18 protein-coding genes are annotated in these 18,182 nt (G+C 61.4%); all 18 read left to right on the plus strand.

Going from position 1 to position 18,182, the window contains the following annotated elements:
* The first annotated feature begins 244 nt into the window (after positions 1-244).
* The 18 genes from hisIE (at position 245) to JQM66_RS10110 (ending at position 18,090) form a co-directional block, all read left to right on the plus strand.
* Positions 245-937: a bifunctional phosphoribosyl-AMP cyclohydrolase/phosphoribosyl-ATP diphosphatase HisIE gene (gene hisIE, locus JQM66_RS10025; protein ID WP_268824390.1), complete on the plus strand. Its 693-nt coding sequence runs from the start codon at positions 245-247 to the stop codon at positions 935-937.
* Complete coding sequence (locus JQM66_RS10030) at positions 934-1,755, plus strand: PHP domain-containing protein (RefSeq protein WP_235229737.1); 822 nt, start codon at positions 934-936, stop codon at positions 1,753-1,755. Before hisIE ends, JQM66_RS10030 begins: the two co-directional genes overlap by 4 nt.
* Positions 1,756-1,886: 131 nt before the next feature.
* Positions 1,887-2,540 carry an HAD family hydrolase gene (locus JQM66_RS10035; protein WP_235229738.1) on the plus strand — a complete coding sequence of 218 codons (654 nt, stop codon included), beginning with the start codon at positions 1,887-1,889 and terminating at the stop codon, positions 2,538-2,540.
* A 3-nt stretch (positions 2,541-2,543) separates the two neighbouring features.
* Positions 2,544-2,945 carry a metallopeptidase family protein gene (locus JQM66_RS10040; RefSeq protein ID WP_235229739.1) on the plus strand — a complete coding sequence of 134 codons (402 nt, stop codon included), beginning with the start codon at positions 2,544-2,546 and terminating at the stop codon, positions 2,943-2,945.
* A gap of 269 nt (positions 2,946-3,214) precedes the next feature.
* Positions 3,215-3,838 carry a TetR/AcrR family transcriptional regulator gene (locus tag JQM66_RS10045; protein ID WP_235229740.1) on the plus strand — a complete coding sequence of 208 codons (624 nt, stop codon included), beginning with the start codon at positions 3,215-3,217 and terminating at the stop codon, positions 3,836-3,838.
* Positions 3,835-5,220 carry a TolC family protein gene (locus JQM66_RS10050; RefSeq protein WP_235229741.1) on the plus strand — a complete coding sequence of 462 codons (1,386 nt, stop codon included), beginning with the start codon at positions 3,835-3,837 and terminating at the stop codon, positions 5,218-5,220. Before JQM66_RS10045 ends, JQM66_RS10050 begins: the two co-directional genes overlap by 4 nt.
* Before the next feature lie 15 nt (positions 5,221-5,235).
* Positions 5,236-6,399: an efflux RND transporter periplasmic adaptor subunit gene (locus JQM66_RS10055; protein WP_235229742.1), complete on the plus strand. Its 1,164-nt coding sequence runs from the start codon at positions 5,236-5,238 to the stop codon at positions 6,397-6,399.
* A 6-nt stretch (positions 6,400-6,405) separates the two neighbouring features.
* Positions 6,406-9,495 carry an efflux RND transporter permease subunit gene (locus tag JQM66_RS10060; RefSeq protein ID WP_235229743.1) on the plus strand — a complete coding sequence of 1,030 codons (3,090 nt, stop codon included), beginning with the start codon at positions 6,406-6,408 and terminating at the stop codon, positions 9,493-9,495.
* 168 nt (positions 9,496-9,663) lie between these two features.
* Entirely contained in the window at positions 9,664-10,608 is a 945-nt protein-coding gene (gene moaA, locus JQM66_RS10065) for a GTP 3',8-cyclase MoaA (protein ID WP_235229744.1), read from the plus strand.
* Positions 10,609-10,611: 3 nt separating this feature from the next.
* Positions 10,612-11,091: a cyclic pyranopterin monophosphate synthase MoaC gene (gene moaC / locus JQM66_RS10070; RefSeq protein WP_235229745.1), complete on the plus strand. Its 480-nt coding sequence runs from the start codon at positions 10,612-10,614 to the stop codon at positions 11,089-11,091.
* A 1-nt stretch (position 11,092) separates the two neighbouring features.
* Positions 11,093-11,536, plus strand: coding sequence for an MOSC domain-containing protein (locus tag JQM66_RS10075; RefSeq protein ID WP_235229746.1), 444 nt, complete (start codon positions 11,093-11,095; stop codon positions 11,534-11,536).
* Positions 11,533-12,552: a molybdopterin-binding protein gene (locus JQM66_RS10080; protein ID WP_235229747.1), complete on the plus strand. Its 1,020-nt coding sequence runs from the start codon at positions 11,533-11,535 to the stop codon at positions 12,550-12,552. The genes JQM66_RS10075 and JQM66_RS10080 overlap by 4 nt, the downstream gene beginning before the upstream one ends.
* Positions 12,553-12,685: 133 nt before the next feature.
* On the plus strand, positions 12,686-13,540 hold the full coding sequence (gene modA, locus JQM66_RS10085) for a molybdate ABC transporter substrate-binding protein (RefSeq protein ID WP_235229748.1): 855 nt from the start codon (positions 12,686-12,688) through the stop codon (positions 13,538-13,540).
* Positions 13,541-13,709: 169 nt separating this feature from the next.
* A complete protein-coding gene (modB, locus tag JQM66_RS10090; protein ID WP_235229749.1) occupies positions 13,710-14,384 on the plus strand; it encodes a molybdate ABC transporter permease subunit in 675 nt (224 codons plus the stop codon).
* A complete protein-coding gene (locus tag JQM66_RS10095) occupies positions 14,384-15,427 on the plus strand; it encodes a sulfate/molybdate ABC transporter ATP-binding protein (RefSeq protein ID WP_235229750.1) in 1,044 nt (347 codons plus the stop codon). The genes modB and JQM66_RS10095 overlap by 1 nt, the downstream gene beginning before the upstream one ends.
* 12 nt (positions 15,428-15,439) lie before the next feature.
* Complete coding sequence (locus JQM66_RS10100) at positions 15,440-15,937, plus strand: MogA/MoaB family molybdenum cofactor biosynthesis protein (protein WP_235229751.1); 498 nt, start codon at positions 15,440-15,442, stop codon at positions 15,935-15,937.
* A gap of 284 nt (positions 15,938-16,221) precedes the next feature.
* Positions 16,222-16,941 (plus strand): FadR/GntR family transcriptional regulator, encoded by a 720-nt coding sequence (locus JQM66_RS10105; protein ID WP_235229752.1) that lies wholly within the window; start codon positions 16,222-16,224, stop codon positions 16,939-16,941.
* 90 nt (positions 16,942-17,031) lie between these two features.
* Positions 17,032-18,090: a zinc-binding dehydrogenase gene (locus JQM66_RS10110; protein WP_235229753.1), complete on the plus strand. Its 1,059-nt coding sequence runs from the start codon at positions 17,032-17,034 to the stop codon at positions 18,088-18,090.
* The last annotated feature ends 92 nt before the right edge of the window (positions 18,091-18,182 follow it).

Below are 18,182 nucleotides of genomic sequence, written 5' to 3' on the forward strand. Positions count from 1 at the left end.
GGGACAGACCTTGCGTTGACCACCCCGAAAGCCGCACCCACGCCATCAAATGCGGCGGCGGGCTATCTCTGTTCCACCTGTGTGGGGCGCACCCGGTAGGGGACTATCAAGTTACGTAGGCACCGGCCACGGCCACCCGCGTTTTGCGGTCAACTTGACACGGCTGTGTCAAGTTGAGCCGCCCAAACATTTTTTCTTTTCCACCGTGCACGGCGCATTTTCTTTTTGATGTCTCAAAAAGAAAATGGGGGGTGCATCCCCCGTCCCCAGCCTGGGGACATCACTGAAAAGGAGAATTTCTATGGAACTGAAATTTGACGAAAAGGGTCTCATTCCTGCCATCGTGCAGGATCACTATACGAAAGAGGTCCTGACCCTGGCTTATATGAACAAGGAGAGCCTGGCCATCACCATCGACGAGCGGCGGACCTGCTTCTGGAGCCGCAGCCGCCAGGAGCTGTGGCGCAAGGGCGATACCTCCGGCAACGTGCAGCACGTGGTCAGCATTACGGCCGACTGCGACGGCGATGCCCTGGTTGTCGAGGTCGTCAAGGACGGCCCCGCCTGCCACACCGGCGCGGAGAGCTGCTTCTTTAACGAAATTTACCTCTCCGAGGAGCTGAAGCAGTTCAGCTATGAGGGCCTGTACCACCTGATCGAGGGGCGGAAAACCAGCCCCAAGGAGGGCAGCTACACCACCTACCTCTTCGACAAGGGTCTGGACAAGATCCTGAAGAAGGTGGGCGAGGAGTGCACCGAGGTTATCATCGGCGGCCGCAAGGAGGACAAGGAGGAGACCATCTACGAGATCGCCGACCTGACCTATCACGTTATGGTGCTGATGGTCCAGATGGGCATCACCGTGGAGGACATCACCCGGGAACTGGAAAAGCGCCATGTGGTGGACCACAAGGTGAAGCAGGAGCGGATGCAATGACGCCCTGCTGCTGCTCCGTCCACACCCACGCCACCTGCTGCGACGGGAAAAGCACCCTGGTGGAGATGGCCGCCGCTGCCTATGCGGCGGGCGTCAAGTACTTCGGCGTTTCCTGCCACAGCCACACGCCGCTGGAGCTGGACGTGGGCTATGTCCTGCCCGCCGATATGACGGATTACCGCCGATCTGTTCTGGCCTTGCGGGCAGAATACGCCGGGCGGATGGAGGTGCTGCTGGGCCTGGAGTGGGACAGCCAGTCCGATATTTTCCCGGAGGGCTTTGACTACTGGATCGGCAGCGCCCACTACCAGCGGCGGGAGAATGGCGTCTGCTATGCCGCCGACTGGGGGGAGGAGGCCTTCACCGCCTGCCGGGATGAGGCCTGCGGCGGCGACGCTCTGGCGGTGACCGAGGGATACTTTCGGGAGGTGGCCCGGGTGGCGGCCATGAAGCCTACTATCCTGGGCCACATGGACCTCATCACCAAGCTCAACGCCGGAAACCGCTTCTTTGATGAGACTTCTCCCCGCTATGAAAAAGCGGCGCTGGAGGCCCTTCATACTGCCGACCCAATGGCTACACTGCTGGAGATCAACACCGGCGGCATGGCCCGGGGCTACCGGGATGCTCCCTATCCCGCGCTCTTCCTGCTGAAGGAATGGCGGACTATGGGTGGCCGTATCATCCTGACCTCCGACAGCCACAGTGCGGATACCATCCTCTATGGCTACGGAGATTCCATTGCCCTGGCCAAGGCGGCGGGCTTTGAGAGAAGTACCATCCTCACCCTGAACGGCCCGACAGAGTGTCGCATCTGAGCGATTTATGCGGAAAACAGCCAAAAAAGGCGCGGCGAAGGCCGCGCCTTTGTGATTCTTCGCCACTTGTGAAAGTTCAGACAGACTGATACAATAACGATATTGCTTGTAAAAAAACGAGAGGTGCCGCTATGTATCGGACTGTGATTTTCGATTTGGACGGAACGATTTTGAATACCATTGATGACCTGGCGGACGCCGGCAACTGGGTCTGCCGGAAAAACGGCTGGCCGGAGCATACCGTGCAGGAGTTTATGGCCATGGTGGGCCATGGCGTACCGAATCTGGTCTATAAATTCTCCCCGGAGGAGTGCCGCAGCCCCCTGCTGGTGGCCAACTCCCTGGCCCAGTTCTGCAGTTATTACGGCGCCCATAATCAGGACAAGACGGTCCCCTATGAGGGCATTCCGGAGCTGCTGGACCGGCTGAAGGCGGACAGCGTCCGGCTGGCGGTCTATTCCAACAAGGCAGACGAGTTCAGCCGTGCCATCGTGGAGCATTACTTCCCCGGCGTGTTCGACTTTGTGCGGGGCAAGCTGGAGGGTGTACCGGTAAAGCCGGACCCCGCCGGCATCCACGGCGTCATGGAGGAGCTGGGCGCCGACCCGGATACTACACTGTTCGTGGGAGACAGCAGTGTGGACATCCGTACCGGTCACAACGCCGGCACCCGTACCTGCGGCGTTACCTGGGGCTTCCGTTCCCGGGAGTCTCTCGTGGAGGTCGGAGCCGATTTTCTGGCCGATACCGTGGAGGAGCTGGAACGGGTCATCCGGGAGGGCTGAGAGATGGTGCTGACCTTCGACCGGGTGGGTGAGATCCTGGACGGGATCGCGGAGCATTTTCCCCAGGCGCTGTTTGAAGGGCTCAACGGCGGCGTCAACCTGCTGGAGGACACTGTTCCGGACCCGGAGTTCCCCGAAGGGGAACTGTATATCCTGGGGGAGTACTGCGACGATCTGCTGGGCCGATATATCAACCTCTACTACGGCTCCTTCGCCGCTCTGGCGGAGCGGGAGAACTGGGACGAACAGGTCTGGCGGGAGGAGCTGCGGATCACCCTGTCCCACGAGCTGACCCACCACATGGAGGCCCGGGGCGGGCTTCACGCCCTGGATGACCGGGACGCCGAGGAACTGGCAGCCTGGCGGGAGGAATATGCGGCGGAAGCCGACAATATGGAAACATGAAACACCCCGGAAGCCGCGCAGCGGGCTTCTGGGGTGTTTCATGTTTCCCCGAAAACCGACACAAAGACCTGCAAAATGGACCTATCGCGGGAGAACGGTGCCTTGTAAAATAAGAGAAGGCCCATCTGGAAAAGCGCTGCGGCGGTTCACGGAAAATTTACAGTTTCTTGATGGAACCATGGGGCGGATGAATTGACAGGGGCGGACTGTCTGCGTATAATAAATGACAGCTTGTCATAAAGTGACAACCTGTCATTTGGAGGGCGCTTATGTGCACGGATACCTTCCTCCGGCTGCCGGAGGAAAAACGAAACCGCTTTCTGGAGGCGGCCTGGGAGGAATTCACCAGCGTCCCCTTTGAGGAGGCGTCCATCAACAAGATCGTCCGCCGGGCGAGGGTCCCCCGGGGGAGTTTTTACCAGTATTTTTCGGACAAGGAGGACCTGTTTTTCTACCTGCAGGGAAGTATGCTGGAGCATTTCATGGAAGAGTACATCAAGCTCCTGGCGCAGTCCGGGGGAGATATGTTCCGGACGCAGCTGGAGTGCTTTGACCTGGTGATGCGGCAGGAGGATCTGGACCCGCTGTTTCTCCGGGGCATGAAGGTCCTGCGGCTGAACCCGGCGTTCCTCATGCAGGCGGTCATTGAAAAACGGCTGGCGTCCCATATCTGGGATACCGTTTGGGAACATGTTGGCTTGCATGGGCTCTGTGAGGACGAGAAGCTGGTCAAGCAGACCTTCATCCTGTCCCTGGTGGCCCTGGTGATGAGCATGACCGACGCCATGGCCAGACCCCAACAGGCGGCGGACTGCCGCCGGGAGCTGCTGGTACGGCTGGATATTTTGAAACACGGCAGCCTGAAAGAATCGGTGAGAGGTGAACGAGTATGAAAAAGAGACTGACTGCGTGGCTGCTGGTGCTGGCGCTGGGGTGCTCCCTGCTGGCGACAGCGGCTTTTGCTGGAGAAAAGGCTGCCGATGCGGTGCCGACAGAAGAACAGACGGAGGTGGCGGCGGAAACGCGGGCAGACCCTGCGGAGGAGACCTCCCAGACCGCGCAGACCACCGGGGAGGCCACCGCGCCGGTCCCGGAGGAGGGAATCGTAACCGGCGGATACAATCCGGAATTGTCTGTGCTGCAGCCCGATCCTGCCGGGCGGATCTCCTTTGCCAATGTGGAGAGCCGCATGCGGGAGGGCAACCTGCAGATCCTGGCGCTCCAGGGGAACATCGACACCATCGAGGACATCGACTACGATAAGATGTACGAGGACCTGCGGGAGCAGCTCAACGAGATCGCTTCACAGCAGTGGGGCCTGGTGATGGCCCCAGCGGAATTTGTGGGCGGCGAATATGAAAAGGGCAAGGCTTACGATCAGCTGGACCAGGCCTATGACGCCGTGCGGGAGAAGTTCGACGCCATCAAGGAAGGCGAGATGCAGAAGGACAACGCTGATCTGGTGCGGCAGCTGAAGAACCTGCAGGACCAGATCGTGGTGGCGGGTGAGAGCACCTATATCGCCCTGCAGGCTCTGGAGGTGCAGGAGGGACAGCTGCAGCGGCAGCTGACGGCCCTGAACCGCACCGTGGAGGAGATGGAGCTGCGCTATCAAATGGGCCAGGTGTCTGCCCTGCAGCTGCAGCAGACCAAGACCGGCCGGACCCAGCTGGCCAGCGGTCTGGAGACCCTGCGGATGAATGTCCGCAGCCTCAAGACGCAGCTGGAGCAGCTGATCGGCGCTGAGCAGACCGGTGAGATCGTCCTGGGCAAGGTGCCGGAGGTGACGGACAAGCAGCTGGCGGCCATGGACCTGGAGGCGGACCTGCTGACCTACAAGGCCAAGAGCTATGACCTCTATGACGCCGCCAAGACCCTGGAGGACGCCCAGGAGACCTACAAGGACGACGCGGACAAGTACGGCTACAACGAGAAGAAGTACGAGTTCCGCACGGCCAAACGCACCTGGGAGACGGCCCAGTATACATACAACAACACGCTGCAGAGCTATGAGCTGAAATTCCGCACCCTGTACGCCCAGGTCCAGGATTACAAGCAGATCCTGGATGCCGCCAGGGTGTCTCTGGAATGTGAAAAGGCATCTTATGCTGCCGCCGAGCTTCGGCATGAGCAGGGGACCATCTCGGCCAATGCACTGCTGGATGCCAAGGACAGTCTGCGGGAGGCAGAGGAGAAGGTACAGACTGCTTCCAACGACCTGTTTTCGTCCTACAACACCTACCGCTGGGCCGTGGAGCACGGCGTTTTGAACTGACAGGAGGGACCCCGTATGAACCATCAGAAATTTCTGGCCGGGCTGCTGGCCTGCACCATGGCCCTGGCCCTGACCGCCTGCGGCGGAGAGGCTCCGGCGGAGGAGACCGGTCCCGCGGGCGTTGCCGTCCAGGTGGAGACCATTGCCCCAGGCACCATCGCCACCGAGAACAAAGTGTCCGGCCAGATCAGCGCCGACAATGAATCCGTGATCCTCATTGCCTCCACCGCCAAGTGCACCGCCGTCTACAAGAACGCCGGCGACCAGGTGCAGGCGGGGGATGTGATCTGTACCCTGGACCTGGGCAGCACCCTGTCCAGCTACAACGCGGCCCGCATCAGCTACCAGTCCGCGGTCCAGAGCTATCAGGACCAGAAGGGCATCCTGGATAAACAGGTGTCCATGGCGGCGGACAATGTAAACAATACCAAAGCCCTCTTTGAGATCGGCGCTGCCTCCAAGCTGGAGGTAGACCAGGCGGAGCTGAACTATCAGAACGCCGTGGCGGGCCGCAATTCCGCTCTTTCCCAGCTGGAGGCCGGTATGCAGAACGCCAAGAGCGGCGTGGAGCAGCTGGACACTGCCCTGGAGAACGTGGATTCCGAAGGCAACGTGCTGGCGCCCCAGTCCGGCACCCTGGTGACCATGAACGCCGCCGAGGGCAGCTATATCTCCAACTCCATGCCCCTGATCGTCATTGACGGCGCGGAGCAGATGAAGGTGACAGCCTCCGTCTCCGAGACCCTGGTGCCCAAGCTCTCCGCCGGAGACAGCGCCGAGGTCTATGTCAGCGCCATCGACCGGACCTTCACAGCCACCATCCGCTCCGTGGAGCGGGCGGCCAATATGCAGACCAAGCTCTACACCGTGGTGCTGACGGTGCCCGCCGATGTGGGCGGCCTGCTGTCCGGCATGTTCGCCGACGTGACCTTCCGCACCGATGTGGCGGAGGATACCATCGTGGTGCCCACCGAGGCCATCCTCACCAGCGGAGATGTCCGGTATGTCTACGTGGTGGAGGACGGCACCGCCAAATATGCAGAGGTCACCGTGGGCCTCACCGGCAGCGGCGTCACGGAGGTCACCTCTGGCTTGAAGGCGGGCCAGAAGCTGGTGACGGTGGGCCAGGCCTACCTGTCCGACGGCGACGCGGTCCGCGTTGTTTCCGGGGAGGAATAAGTGCCCATGAGTACGGCAAAATTTTGCATCAGGCACAGGGTCACGACCCTGCTGGCAGTCATTATGATCGCCATCTTCGGCGTGGTCTTCACCACCCAGCTCCAGATGGCCCTGCTGCCGGACATGGAGGCGCCCATGGCCATCGTGGTCAGCTATTACAACGGCGCTACCCCCAGCGACATGGAGGAGTTGGTGACCCGCCCCCTGGAGACCGCCGTCATGTCGGTCTCCGGTGTGGAGGAGGTGTCCTCCACCTCCTCCGATGGTCTCACCAATCTGATGATCACCTATGAGGACGGCACCAACCTGGATATCGCGGCCACCAAGCTGCGGGAGAAGTTCAACGCCCTGTCTCTGCCCGACGGTGCTTCTGAGCCTGTCATCATCAACATGAACATCGGCGACCTGCTGCCCACCGCCATGATCGCCCTGATCGGCGACGACCTGGCGGAGCTCCAGACCCTGGCGGATGACACCGTGGGCCCCGCCCTGGAGCGCATCGACGGCGTGGCCTCTGTCACAGTCAGCGGCGGCGTCACCCGGCAGATCAGCGTCCAGGTGGACGCCACCCGGGCGGCGGGCTACGGCATCTCCAACAGCTATGTGGGTCAGTTCCTGGCGGCGGAGAACCTGTTGTATCCCGGCGGCGATATGCAGAACGGCTCCAAGACCCTGACAGTCAGTACCGATGCCCGCTTCCGGAGCGTGGAGGACGTGGCCGACATGATCCTGGCCCTGCCCACCGGCGGCACCGTCCGCCTGGGAGAGGTGGCGGACGTGGTGCTGGAGAACAGCGAGAGCGATTCCATCGCCAAGGTGGAGGGCACCAACTGCGTGCTGCTGCAGGTATCCAAGCAGTCCGGCGCCAACGAGCACTCCACAGCCCGGAAAGTGGCGGCAAGGATGGCGGAGCTCCAGGCGGAGAACCGCAGCATCCGGTACTCCAACGTGTATCTGGCCTCTGACTTCATCGACATCGTGGTACATTCCGCCCTGCAGAACATCATTCTGGGCGTGCTGCTGGCGGCCATCGTGGTGTATCTGTTCCTGCGCCGCTGGAGCGCCACCATGACCATCGCCATCTCCATGCCGGTTTGCATCCTGTCGGTGTTCCTGCTGATGAACCTGTGCCATCTGACGCTGAACATGATGAGCATGGGCGGTATCGCCATGGGCGTGGGCATGATCGTGGATAACTCCATCGTGGTGCTGGAGAACATCTACCGCTACGCGGCGGAGGGCCATGACCGTATGACCGCCTGCGTGGACGGCACCAGAGAGGTCACCACCTCCGTCATCGCCTCCACGCTGACTACCGTGGCGGTCTTTGTGCCCATCGGCCTTTCCGGCGGCACGGCGGGCATGCTGTTCGACGATTTCTGCCTGACCATCGGCTTCCTGATCCTGGGCTCCATGGCCATTGCCCTGACCCTGGTGCCCCTGCTGTGCTACATGATGCTGGATGAGACCAAGGTCCATGAGCGCCAGCTGAAAAAGGCAGAGAAGGAGCCCGGCGCTCTGCGTGTGAAGCTCAAGGGCTGGGTCGGCAAGCTGTACGGCACCTACCTGCGCCTGCTGGACTACTTTATCCACCACCTGAAGGTGGGTATGCTGGTCTCTGTGGCACTGGTAGCCTTCTTCGTGGTCTGCTGTCTGTCCACCGGAACGGTGCTGCTGCCCTCCATGGACATGGGCCAGGTCTCCATCTCCGTCAGTATGCCCACCGGCTCTGAGGTGGGCGAGACCACCGCCATCGCGGACCGAATCGGCCGCATCGCGGAGGAGCATGTGGAAGAGCTGTCCGATATGTATTACAGCGCGGCGGCGGAGAGCGCCAGCATCACCCTGAACCTGGTGGACAAGAGCGACCGGAAGCGCAGCAGCCAGGAGGTGGCCGACGGCCTGCGGCCCTGGCTGCAGGACATTGCCGGCTGCGAGATCAGCGTCACCGCCTCCGACATGACCTCCATGATGAGCGGCAGCGATATCAGCGTCAATATCACCGGCGATGACTATGCCACCCTGGCGGTCATTGCCGGAGACCTGAGCCGGGAAATCGCCCAGCTGGAGGACGCCGTGGATGTCACCACCTCCGTGGCGAAGCAGGTGCCCCAGGTGGAGGTCACCATCAACCGGGAGGCTGCCTCCCAGTACGGCCTGACCGCCGCCAGCGTCGGCGCCGCGGTCCGTTCCCAGCTCACCGGCGACACCGCGACCACTGTGTTCCTGAACAACAAGGAGATCGACGTGGTGGTCAAGGGCGACGGCAGCGCCGCTGCCAACTTGGACGCCCTGCGGGCCATGCCCATCTCCACCGCCATGGGCGGCTACGTGACCCTCAGTGACGTAGCACATGTGGAGATCGTGCAGGCGCCCCAGAGCATCAGCCGCGTGAACCAGTCCCGTCAGGTCAGCGTCACCGGCTCCACCCTCAGCGGCGACGCCACCGCCATGACCCGGGCCATTCAGGAGATCCTGGCGGGCTATGACATGCCGGAGGGCTATACGGCGGAGACGGCCGGCTCCTACGAGGACATGATGGAGAGCTTCCATGACCTGCTGCTGGCCCTGGTGGTGGCGCTGGGTCTGGTGTACTTCGTGCTGGCTGCCCAGTTTGAGTCCTTCCTGATGCCGGTCATCGTTATGATGATCCTGCCGGTGGCCTTCAGCGGTGCCCTGTTCGCCCTGCCCCTGACGGGCCGGGACCTGTCCATGATCTCTCTGGTGTCCCTCATCATGCTGGCGGGCACCGTGGTCAACAGTTCCATCATCCTGGTGGATTACATCAAGGTCCGCCGTCAGATGGGCGAGAGCCGGGAAGAGGCCATTCTCCACGCCTGCCCCCTCCGTATCCGGCCCATTCTGATGACGACGACTACCACCGTCCTGGCTATGGTCCCCATGGCCCTGGCCATGGGCGACACCCTGGAGATGATGAGCGACATGGGCATCACCATGATCTTCGGCATGGTCATCTCCACCATCGTGACCCTGCTGTTCACCCCGGTGTTCTACTCCGTCATCGACGAGCTGCCCAGAAAGCTGCGGCGCAAGGGCGGGCGGAAGACCCCGAAAGAGGCCGTGGTCAGCGAATGATTCCCAACCCTCCGGATGCCAAAGAGCATCCGGAGGATTCTTTCGTATTCCACTAACAAAAAAAGCGGTAAGGGAACTGTCAGCAGATACTTGACCAACGCAGGGGAAAATGGTATCATATGACTATCGTTAATCTCAAGCGAGAATCACGGAAAGGGGGCGACCGGTATGCGGGATGGCTGCGGCCGTACCATTGACTATCTGCGCCTGTCGGTGACAGACCTGTGCAACTACCGCTGCCGGTACTGTATGCCGCCGGAAGGCGTCTGCAAGCGGGACCACCGGGATACCCTGTCCGTGGAGGAGTGCGCGGAGATCGCAGAGGCCGCCGTCCGCCTGGGAGTGAACAAGATCCGCCTGACAGGCGGCGAACCCCTGGTGCGCCGGGGCATCGTGGAGATCTGCCGCCAGCTGCGGGCTATCCCGGGGTTGGAGGAGCTGTGCCTCACCACCAACGGAAGCCTGCTTCCGGAACTGGCTGTGCCCCTGCGGGAGGCGGGGGTGGACCGGCTGAACATCAGCATGGACACCCTGCGGCCGGATCGCTTCCGGGATATCACCCGCCTGGGGAGCCTGGAGGATGTGATGTCCGGCATCGAAGCGGCGGAGACCGCGGGCTTCCGGGATCTGAAGCTGGACACGGTCCTCATCGGCGGCTTCAACGACGATGAGATCGGAGACTTTTTGCAATTGACCATGGACCACCCCTGGGAGGTTCGTTTCATTGAACTGATGCCCATGGGGCCCTGCGCTTCCTGGGACAAGAGCTGCTTCCTGCCGGGAACAGAGGTGCTGAAACGCTATCCCGCTCTGCGGGAGATCGAACCCAACGGCGTGGCCCGGCGGTACCGCCTGCCCGGTGCCAAGGGGACCGTGGGGCTGATCTCGCCCGTGAGCCATGAGTTTTGCGGTCAATGCCGCCGCATCCGGGTAACGTCGGACGGCAAGCTGAAGGGCTGTCTTCACAGCCGGGAGGAGATTTCCCTGCGGGGCCTTCACGGAGAAGCGCTGGAGGAAGCCATCCGCCGGGGCATTTTGCAGAAGCCCCGGCAGCATCACCTGGGGGAACGCCCCAGCGACACCCCCCGTACCATGAACCAGATCGGAGGCTGAACCATGGGTGACTTGACCCATTTCAATGAACAGGGCCGGGCCCGGATGGTGGACGTAACGGAGAAGGCCGTTACCCACCGGACGGCCATCGCCGCCGGTGAGATCCATGTGTCCCCGGAGACCATGGCCCACATCAAAAACGGCACTATGAAGAAGGGCGACGTGTTGGCAGTGGCCCAGGTGGCAGGTATCCAGGCCGCCAAGCACAACTGGGAACTGATCCCCATGTGCCACCCCCTGCCCCTGACAGGCATTGACATCGCGTTCCATCTGTCTGACGACCCCTGTATGGTAGAGATCCAGGCCACTGTCACCTGCACCGGCGTCACCGGAGTGGAGATGGAGGCCCTCACCGCCGTTTCCGTGGCGGCGCTGACCATCTATGACATGTGCAAGGCCGTCCAGAAGGATATGCGCATCACCAACATCCGCCTGCTGCGGAAATCCGGCGGCAAGAGCGGCGACTACATTGCGGAGGAATGACATGGCAAAGGTCGTATCGGTGAACATCAGCGACCGGAAAGGGGAGCAGAAGTACCCCGTTCCGGAGATTGTATTAAAACTTCACCACGGCATTGTGGGGGACGCCCACGCCGGGGACTGGCACCGGCAAATCAGCCTGCTGGCGGAGGAGAGCGTGGACACCATGCGGGCCCTCTCTCCCATTCCCCTGGACGCGGGGGTGTTCGCGGAGAACATCAACACCGTGGGCGTCGATCTGAAAGGACTGCCCATCGGCACCCACCTCCGCATTGGGGAGACCGAGGTGGAGGTCACCCAGATCGGCAAGGAGTGCCACAACGACTGCGCCATCAAAAAGACGGTGGGCAAGTGCGTCATGCCCACTGAGGGCATCTTTGCCGTGGTGGTGAAGGAAGGTACCATCCGTCCCGGCGACGAGATCGAGATTTTGGAGGCAAAACCATGAAACTGATCAGGACCGAGGAAGCCGTGGGCCATGTGCTGTGCCACGACATGACCCAGATCATCAAAGACGAGTACAAGGACGCCCGGTTCCGCAAGGGCCATGTGGTCCGGCCGGAGGACATCCCCGTGCTGCTGTCCATGGGCAAGGAGCACCTCTATGTCTGGGAGATGAATCCCGGCATGGTCCATGAAAACGACGCGGCGGAGCGGCTGGCTGCCCTGTGCGGCCGGGACAACATGGCGTGGAGCGGCGTCAAGGAGGGCAAAATTGAATTGACCGCCGCCTGTGACGGCCTGTTCCGGGTGGACAGCCGGCGGCTCATGGCCGTCAACTCCCTGGAGGACATCATGGTCGCCACCCGCCACGGCAATACCGCCGTCCGCAAGGGCGACAAGCTGGCGGGCACCCGGGTCATCCCGCTGATCATTGAAGAGGAAAAACTCAAGGCGGCGGAACAGGCCGCCGGGGATAAGCCGCTGCTGGAGCTGCTGCCGTACATCAAAAAGACCGCCGCCATCATTGCCACCGGCAGCGAGGTGAAAAAGGGCCTGATCCAGGACACCTTCACCCCGGTGGTGAAAGACAAACTGGCCACATATGGCATCGAAACGCTTTCCATCACCTACTCCGGCGACGGCGTGGAGAATGTGGCAAACGCCATTGCGGAAGCCCGCAGGACCGGAGCGGACATCATCCTCTGCACCGGCGGCATGAGCGTGGACCCCGATGACAACACCCCTGGCGGGATCAAGCAGAGCGGCGCCCGCATCGTCACCTACGGAGCCCCGGTGCTGCCCGGCGCCATGTTCCTGCTGGGCTATTACGAGGACGGCACCGTGGTCATGGGCCTGCCCGGCTGCGTTATGTACGCCGGCGCCACCATCTTTGACCTGGCCCTGCCCTGCATCGCGGCAGGCGTGAAGATGACCCGGGCGGACTTCGCCGCCATGGGCGAGGGCGGTCTGTGCCTGGGCTGCAAGCCCTGCCACTGGCCCGTCTGCCCCTTTGGAAAATAAAAAACTGCCGCAGCGTAAGAGCGCCCGGGTGCGCTCTTGCGTTTCCTAATCGTTAACCTCGGGCGAGTATCACGTTATCTTCTTCTTGCGGAGGATGGATAAATATTGTATGATGCAGAAAGGAAGCATGAACATGAAGAAGTATCTGTCTCTCCTGTTGACCCTGTGCCTGGTCCTGGCCCTGACCGCCTGCGGCGGCGCCAAGGAGGAGCCTGCCAAGACCGAGGAACCTGCGGTCCCCGCCGCTGAGCCGGTGGAGATCACCGTCTTTGCCGCCGCTTCCTTGCAGGAATCCCTGAACGCGGCCATCGAGCAGTACAAGGCCGTGGCCCCCGAAGTGACTGTGGTCACCACCTATGACTCCTCCGGCACCCTGCTGACCCAGATCAAGGAGGGCGCCTCCTGCGACCTCTTTCTCTCCGCCGCTCCCAAGCAGATCAACGCTCTGGACGGTTCCCTGAAGGACAACGCCGAGAAGAACCCTGACGGCCTGGACGTGGTGGTTCAGGGCTCCCGGCTGAACCTGCTGGAAAACAAGGTCACTCTGGCGGTTCCCGAGGGCAATCCCAAGGGCATCGAGAGCTTTGACCAGCTGGCGGACCTGCTGAAAAACGGGGAAGTGGCGCTGGCCATCGGCAACAGCGATGTGCCTGTGGGCCAGTACACACAGAAGATTTTTACTTACTATGAGATCGACGAGACCGCCGTCGCCAGCAAGCTGACCTACGGCTCCAACGTGAAGGAAGTCACCACGCAGGTCTCCGAGGGTGCCGTGGACTGCGGCATCATCTACGGCACTGACGCCTTCTCTGCCGGTCTGACCGTGGTGGACAGCGCCACCGCCGAAATGTGCGGCCAGGTCATCTACCCCGCCGCTGTTCTGAATGTGGGCGAGCAGCCCGAGGCGGCCCAGGCCTTCCTGGACTATCTGACTACTCCCGACGCCCTGGCCTGCTTCAAGGCTGTAGGTTTTGCCCCATTGGCCTAACGCCCAATGGGGGCCCCGGAATCGAACCTTGGAGCGGCCAGGCAAAGCCTGGCCGCTCCAAGGTTTTGCTCCGCAAAACGCTTGTACGCCGCTGATGCGGCGGCGCGCCTGTGGCGCGCTCCGGGAAATATTTTCCATACTTTCTGAAACGCTCAGGAGGTGTTCTCCCTTGGACTGGTATCCTCTCTATAACTCCCTGCGCATTGCCGCAATTTCCACCGTTGCCGTCTTCTTCCTGGGTATTTTTGCCGCTTATTACATTGCGAAGCTGCCCCGGCTGGTGAAGGGTGTGCTGGATGTGGCGCTGACGCTGCCCCTGGTGCTGCCGCCCACGGTGGTGGGCTGGCTGCTGCTGTGCCTGCTGGGGCCCAAGCGCCCCCTGGGCGCCTGGGTGCTGGAAACCTTCGGCGTTAAACTGGTGATGACCTGGTGGTCTGCCATTTTCGCCACCATTGTGGTGGCCTTTCCGCTCATGTACCGCACCGCCCGGGGCGCCTTTGAGAGCTTCGACCAGAACCTGGCGGACGCGGGGCGGACCCTGGGGCGGTCCAATGCCTGGGTGTTCTGGCGGGTGCAGATGCCGGTGTGCAAGCAGGGCATCCTGGCGGGGACAGTCCTGGCCTTCGCCCGGGCGCTGGGTGAGTACGGCGCCACCTCCATGATCGCGGGCTACACTCCCGGCCGCACCGCTACCATCTCCACCACGGTGTATCAGCTGTGGCGGACCAATGACGATATGGGCGCCCTGAAATGGGTGCTGGTGAACATCGCCATCTCGGCGGTGTTCCTGCTGGCGGTGAACCTGCTGGAGACCCGCCAGCGGCAGAAGGGAGGCGGACGCTGATGGCCCTTTCCATGGATATCCGCAAGAAAATGGGAGACTTCCAGCTGGAAGCCCGGTTTGAAGCCGAACAGGAGACCTTGGCCTTGTTGGGGGCTTCCGGCTGCGGCAAGTCCGTGACCCTGCGGTGCATCGCCGGTATTTTGACCCCGGACGAGGGGAAGATCGTGCTGGACGGCGTGACGCTGTTCGACAGCGCAGCCAAAATCAATCTGCCGCCCCAGAAGCGAAATGTGGGCTACCTCTTCCAGCAGTACGCCCTGTTCCCCAACATGACGGTGCGGCAGAACATCGCCGCGGCAGTGCGGGACAAACAGCGGCGAAAGGCTGTGACCGAGGAAAAACTCTGCCAGTTCCGGCTGGAGGAGGTGGCGGACAAGCGCCCCAATCAAATTTCCGGCGGCCAGCAGCAGCGGACAGCCCTGGCCCGCATCCTGGCATCGGAGCCGAAAGCCATTTTACTGGACGAACCTTTTTCGGCTTTGGACAGCTATTTGAAATACCAGCTGGAAGTGGAACTGGCGGAGACGCTGGAGCAGTTCCCCGGCACGGTCCTGTGGGTCTCCCACGACCGGGGCGAGGTGTTCCGCAACTGCCGCCGGGTCTGCGTGCTGGACCGGGGGCGGTCCCAGGGGACCTTCACCCTGCGGGAGCTGTTCCATGAACCGGTGACAGAGGCGGCGGCCCGCCTTTCCGGCTGCAAAAACTACGCGGACGCGATCCCCAAAGGCACCGCCGTATTCCTGCCGGAGTGGGGCCTGACGCTGGACTGCGGCAAGGAGGTTCCCTCGGATATCCGCCGGGTGGGCATCCGGTCCCACCATGTGGCCATGGCGGCGGCAGATGCTCCCGGTGCGTTCCCATGTGAAGTGCAGCGGGTGATCCAGGATGTGTTTATCACCATTGTTCTGCTGCGGCCTGAAAACGCCGTCCCGGACGCACCGCCCCTGCGGATGGAGCTGGACCGGGAAGATTGGGCCAACGTGACAGATAAAAACCATGTCTGGGCCGCCATTCAGCCCAGAGATATTTTACTTCTGAAGTGAGGAGAGACGACCATGTATCATGCCGCTGTTCTGACAGTCAGTGACCGCAGCTTTCGTGGAGAGCGCCCTGATGCGGGCGGACCGCTGGTAGTTGATATGCTGAAAAACACAGGCTATGAGGTGACTGTCACCGCCATCGTCCCCGATGAGCAGGCCCAAATTGAAGAAAAGCTGTGCCAGATCGCCGACAGCGGGGAGGTCCAGCTGCTGGTGACCACCGGCGGCACCGGCTTTGCTCCCCGTGACGTGACCCCAGAGGCCACCCTGGCGGTCTGCGACCGACTGACCCCCGGCATCCCGGAGGCTATGCGGTATGCCTCCATGCAGGTGACGAGCCGGGCCATGCTGTCCCGGGCCCAGGCGGGCATCCGCAAGGGGACCCTCATCATCAACCTCCCCGGCTCTCCCAAGGCAGCGAAGGAGAATCTGGAGGCCGTCCTGTCCGCCATCGGCCACGGATTGGAGATGCTCTCCGGCCGCCCCGCCGACTGCGCCAAGCTGACAGATTGAAAACAGTAAAACAGAGCGCCCCCGGGACATGGTCCCGGGGGCGTTTTGTTTGCCGAACGCGACAGCTTGCGGCAGAAAAGGGGAATCTGACGAGGAAAAGTTGACGATTTAAACAATAAAAGTGGAGCGAATACTGGAACTATCACTAAAATTACAGGCAGAATCAACAAATATTAGCCGGAAAAAACAGAACAATGCGACATTGTCCAACTTGTATTACAAGTGATATAATTTTTGCGGAGAGAACCCAACAATGTCGGAAAAGAACTGCAGAGGAAACATCAGTGGAGACTATTTCTGGTAAGCTGCTGGTCAGCGATGAAATTTATAATAAGCTGCTGGAAAAGATCATGGCCGGGTACTGGTCTGCGGGAGAACGGCTTCCGTCGGAAAAGCAATTGTGCGAGATGTTCAGCGCCAGCCGGGTCAGCGTCCGCGCGGCGCTGCAAAGGCTGCAGGCCAACGGTCTGATCCTCACGCGACAGGGGCTGGGTTCCATCATTCAGGAGCCTCATAACGATGTAAAGCTTTTGCCTTTCACGCAGAGCGATATGTCGCAGCAGTCCTTTGAGGAGTTTGCGGAATTCCGGGCTATGCTGGAATTCAAGGCAGTGGACCTGATCGCCGCCAGGCATGATCCGGCGGCCTTCCGGCAGATCTGGCAGGCTTTGCTGGATTTTGAGAAATACGGCCCTTTGAGTCAGAAGGACCTGGATTTCTATGACTACCAGTTCCACATGACGGCCATCTCCAACTGCGGAAACGAGTTCATCATCAAGACGATCGACACCTATAAGGACGTGTTTTACCACTATGTGGAGGAGGTCCACCACCTGGCGCCGCAGCCCTATTCCTATCTGGCGTCCTCTCACCGGGCTATGGCGGAGGCGTTGGAACAGCGCAGGTCGGATGTCTGGAAGAAGCTGATTCTGGAGGATATGGTGGTCTATCAGAAGCTGTGCTTCAAGGGGAGCCGCGAGCATGCCGGGGAGACTGCAAAGTAAGGAAGCGGACTGCCGGGATCTCCGGCGGTTTCATGTGCTGTAAGGAGTACGATTCAGATTAAAAATTCTCGGAGAAGGGGTGGATAGAACGTGCAAAAAACCATGCGAGGCTGGGTAAAGGACCGGGCTGCTCCCGGAGATCTGGTGTATCGCACTGACCTGCCGGTCCCTGAAGTGGGGGATGACGAGGTCCTGATCAAGGTGCACTGCACAGCGATCTGCGGAACGGACCTGCATATCATCGACTGGGACGCCTGGGCTCAGAAATGGGTGCAGGTGCCGGTTATTCCCGGCCATGAGGTGGCGGGCGACATTGTGGCTGTCGGCAAGAACGTCACGGAGCGGAAGGTGGGGGACCGGGTGTCCTGCGAGACCCACATCCCCTGCAATGACTGCTATTTCTGCGAACATGACATGGCCCACATCTGCAAGAATATGACGCTGTTTGGCGTCAGCATTAACGGCGCCTTTACCGAGTACACCAAGATCCGGTGGGACAGCACGTTCCTGCTGGATGATGCGCTGAGTTATGAGAGCGCCTGCATGTTTGAGCCCATGGGCGCCGGTGTCCATGGCGTTGAGGCCGCCGAGGTGGAGGGCAAGGTCGTCCTGGTCAGCGGCTGCGGCCCCATCGGACTGACGGCCGTCAGCGCCAGCAAGACCTTCGGCGCCAAGCTGGTGATCGCCTGCGATCTGATGGATGAGCGGCTGGCGATCGCCAGGGAGATGGGCGCCGATGTGGTGCTGAACAGCGGAAAGTGCGATCTGCCCGCCGAGGTCCTGAAGCTGACGGACGGCATCGGCGCGGATGCGGCCATCGACATCACCGGCGCCGGACCTGCTATCCGCAGCGGTCTGAAGAGCCTGCGCGCCGCCGGACGGCTGGTGTGCGTGGGCCTTCCCGGCAAGCCGGTGGAGCTGGACCTGGCCAACGATCTGATCTACCGGGAGATCAGGCTGACCGGCATTTCCGGCCGGAAGATCTGGGAGACCTGGGAGGACTTCGCCAAGGTGATGAACGGCCCCTATTTCAAGCTGGAGAACGTGCTGGGCCAGCGGTTCGCACTGGAGGATCTCCCCAAGGCCATCGAGGCCATCCGCAGCGGGGTGCCCGGCAAAATGCTGGTGTATCCTGATTTCGATACCTGATGACAGACAGCTTCGGGCGATCCGGGGGAGGACTGCTTTCCCCGATAATCAATAGCATCCAAAGGCATGCACGAACGTGCAGAAATCAATTT

Source organism: Oscillibacter valericigenes (genome assembly GCF_021531915.1).
GTDB classification, from domain to species: Bacteria; Bacillota; Clostridia; order Oscillospirales; family Oscillospiraceae; genus Oscillibacter; species Oscillibacter valericigenes_A.

What these genes read in the sequence shown, in the direction of transcription:
- hisIE (WP_268824390.1), top strand. Translation starts at nt 245, where the DNA reads ATGGGGGGTGCATCCCCCGTCCCCAGCCTGGGGACATCACTGAAAAGG.
- JQM66_RS10030 (WP_235229737.1), top strand. Translation starts at nt 934, where the DNA reads ATGACGCCCTGCTGCTGCTCCGTCCACACCCACGCCACCTGCTGCGAC.
- JQM66_RS10035 (WP_235229738.1), top strand. Translation starts at nt 1,887, where the DNA reads ATGTATCGGACTGTGATTTTCGATTTGGACGGAACGATTTTGAATACC.
- JQM66_RS10040 (WP_235229739.1), top strand. Translation starts at nt 2,544, where the DNA reads ATGGTGCTGACCTTCGACCGGGTGGGTGAGATCCTGGACGGGATCGCG.
- JQM66_RS10045 (WP_235229740.1), top strand. Translation starts at nt 3,215, where the DNA reads ATGTGCACGGATACCTTCCTCCGGCTGCCGGAGGAAAAACGAAACCGC.
- JQM66_RS10050 (WP_235229741.1), top strand. Translation starts at nt 3,835, where the DNA reads ATGAAAAAGAGACTGACTGCGTGGCTGCTGGTGCTGGCGCTGGGGTGC.
- JQM66_RS10055 (WP_235229742.1), top strand. Translation starts at nt 5,236, where the DNA reads ATGAACCATCAGAAATTTCTGGCCGGGCTGCTGGCCTGCACCATGGCC.
- JQM66_RS10060 (WP_235229743.1), top strand. Translation starts at nt 6,406, where the DNA reads ATGAGTACGGCAAAATTTTGCATCAGGCACAGGGTCACGACCCTGCTG.
- moaA (WP_235229744.1), top strand. Translation starts at nt 9,664, where the DNA reads ATGCGGGATGGCTGCGGCCGTACCATTGACTATCTGCGCCTGTCGGTG.
- moaC (WP_235229745.1), top strand. Translation starts at nt 10,612, where the DNA reads ATGGGTGACTTGACCCATTTCAATGAACAGGGCCGGGCCCGGATGGTG.
- JQM66_RS10075 (WP_235229746.1), top strand. Translation starts at nt 11,093, where the DNA reads ATGGCAAAGGTCGTATCGGTGAACATCAGCGACCGGAAAGGGGAGCAG.
- JQM66_RS10080 (WP_235229747.1), top strand. Translation starts at nt 11,533, where the DNA reads ATGAAACTGATCAGGACCGAGGAAGCCGTGGGCCATGTGCTGTGCCAC.
- modA (WP_235229748.1), top strand. Translation starts at nt 12,686, where the DNA reads ATGAAGAAGTATCTGTCTCTCCTGTTGACCCTGTGCCTGGTCCTGGCC.
- JQM66_RS10095 (WP_235229750.1), top strand. Translation starts at nt 14,384, where the DNA reads ATGGCCCTTTCCATGGATATCCGCAAGAAAATGGGAGACTTCCAGCTG.
- JQM66_RS10100 (WP_235229751.1), top strand. Translation starts at nt 15,440, where the DNA reads ATGTATCATGCCGCTGTTCTGACAGTCAGTGACCGCAGCTTTCGTGGA.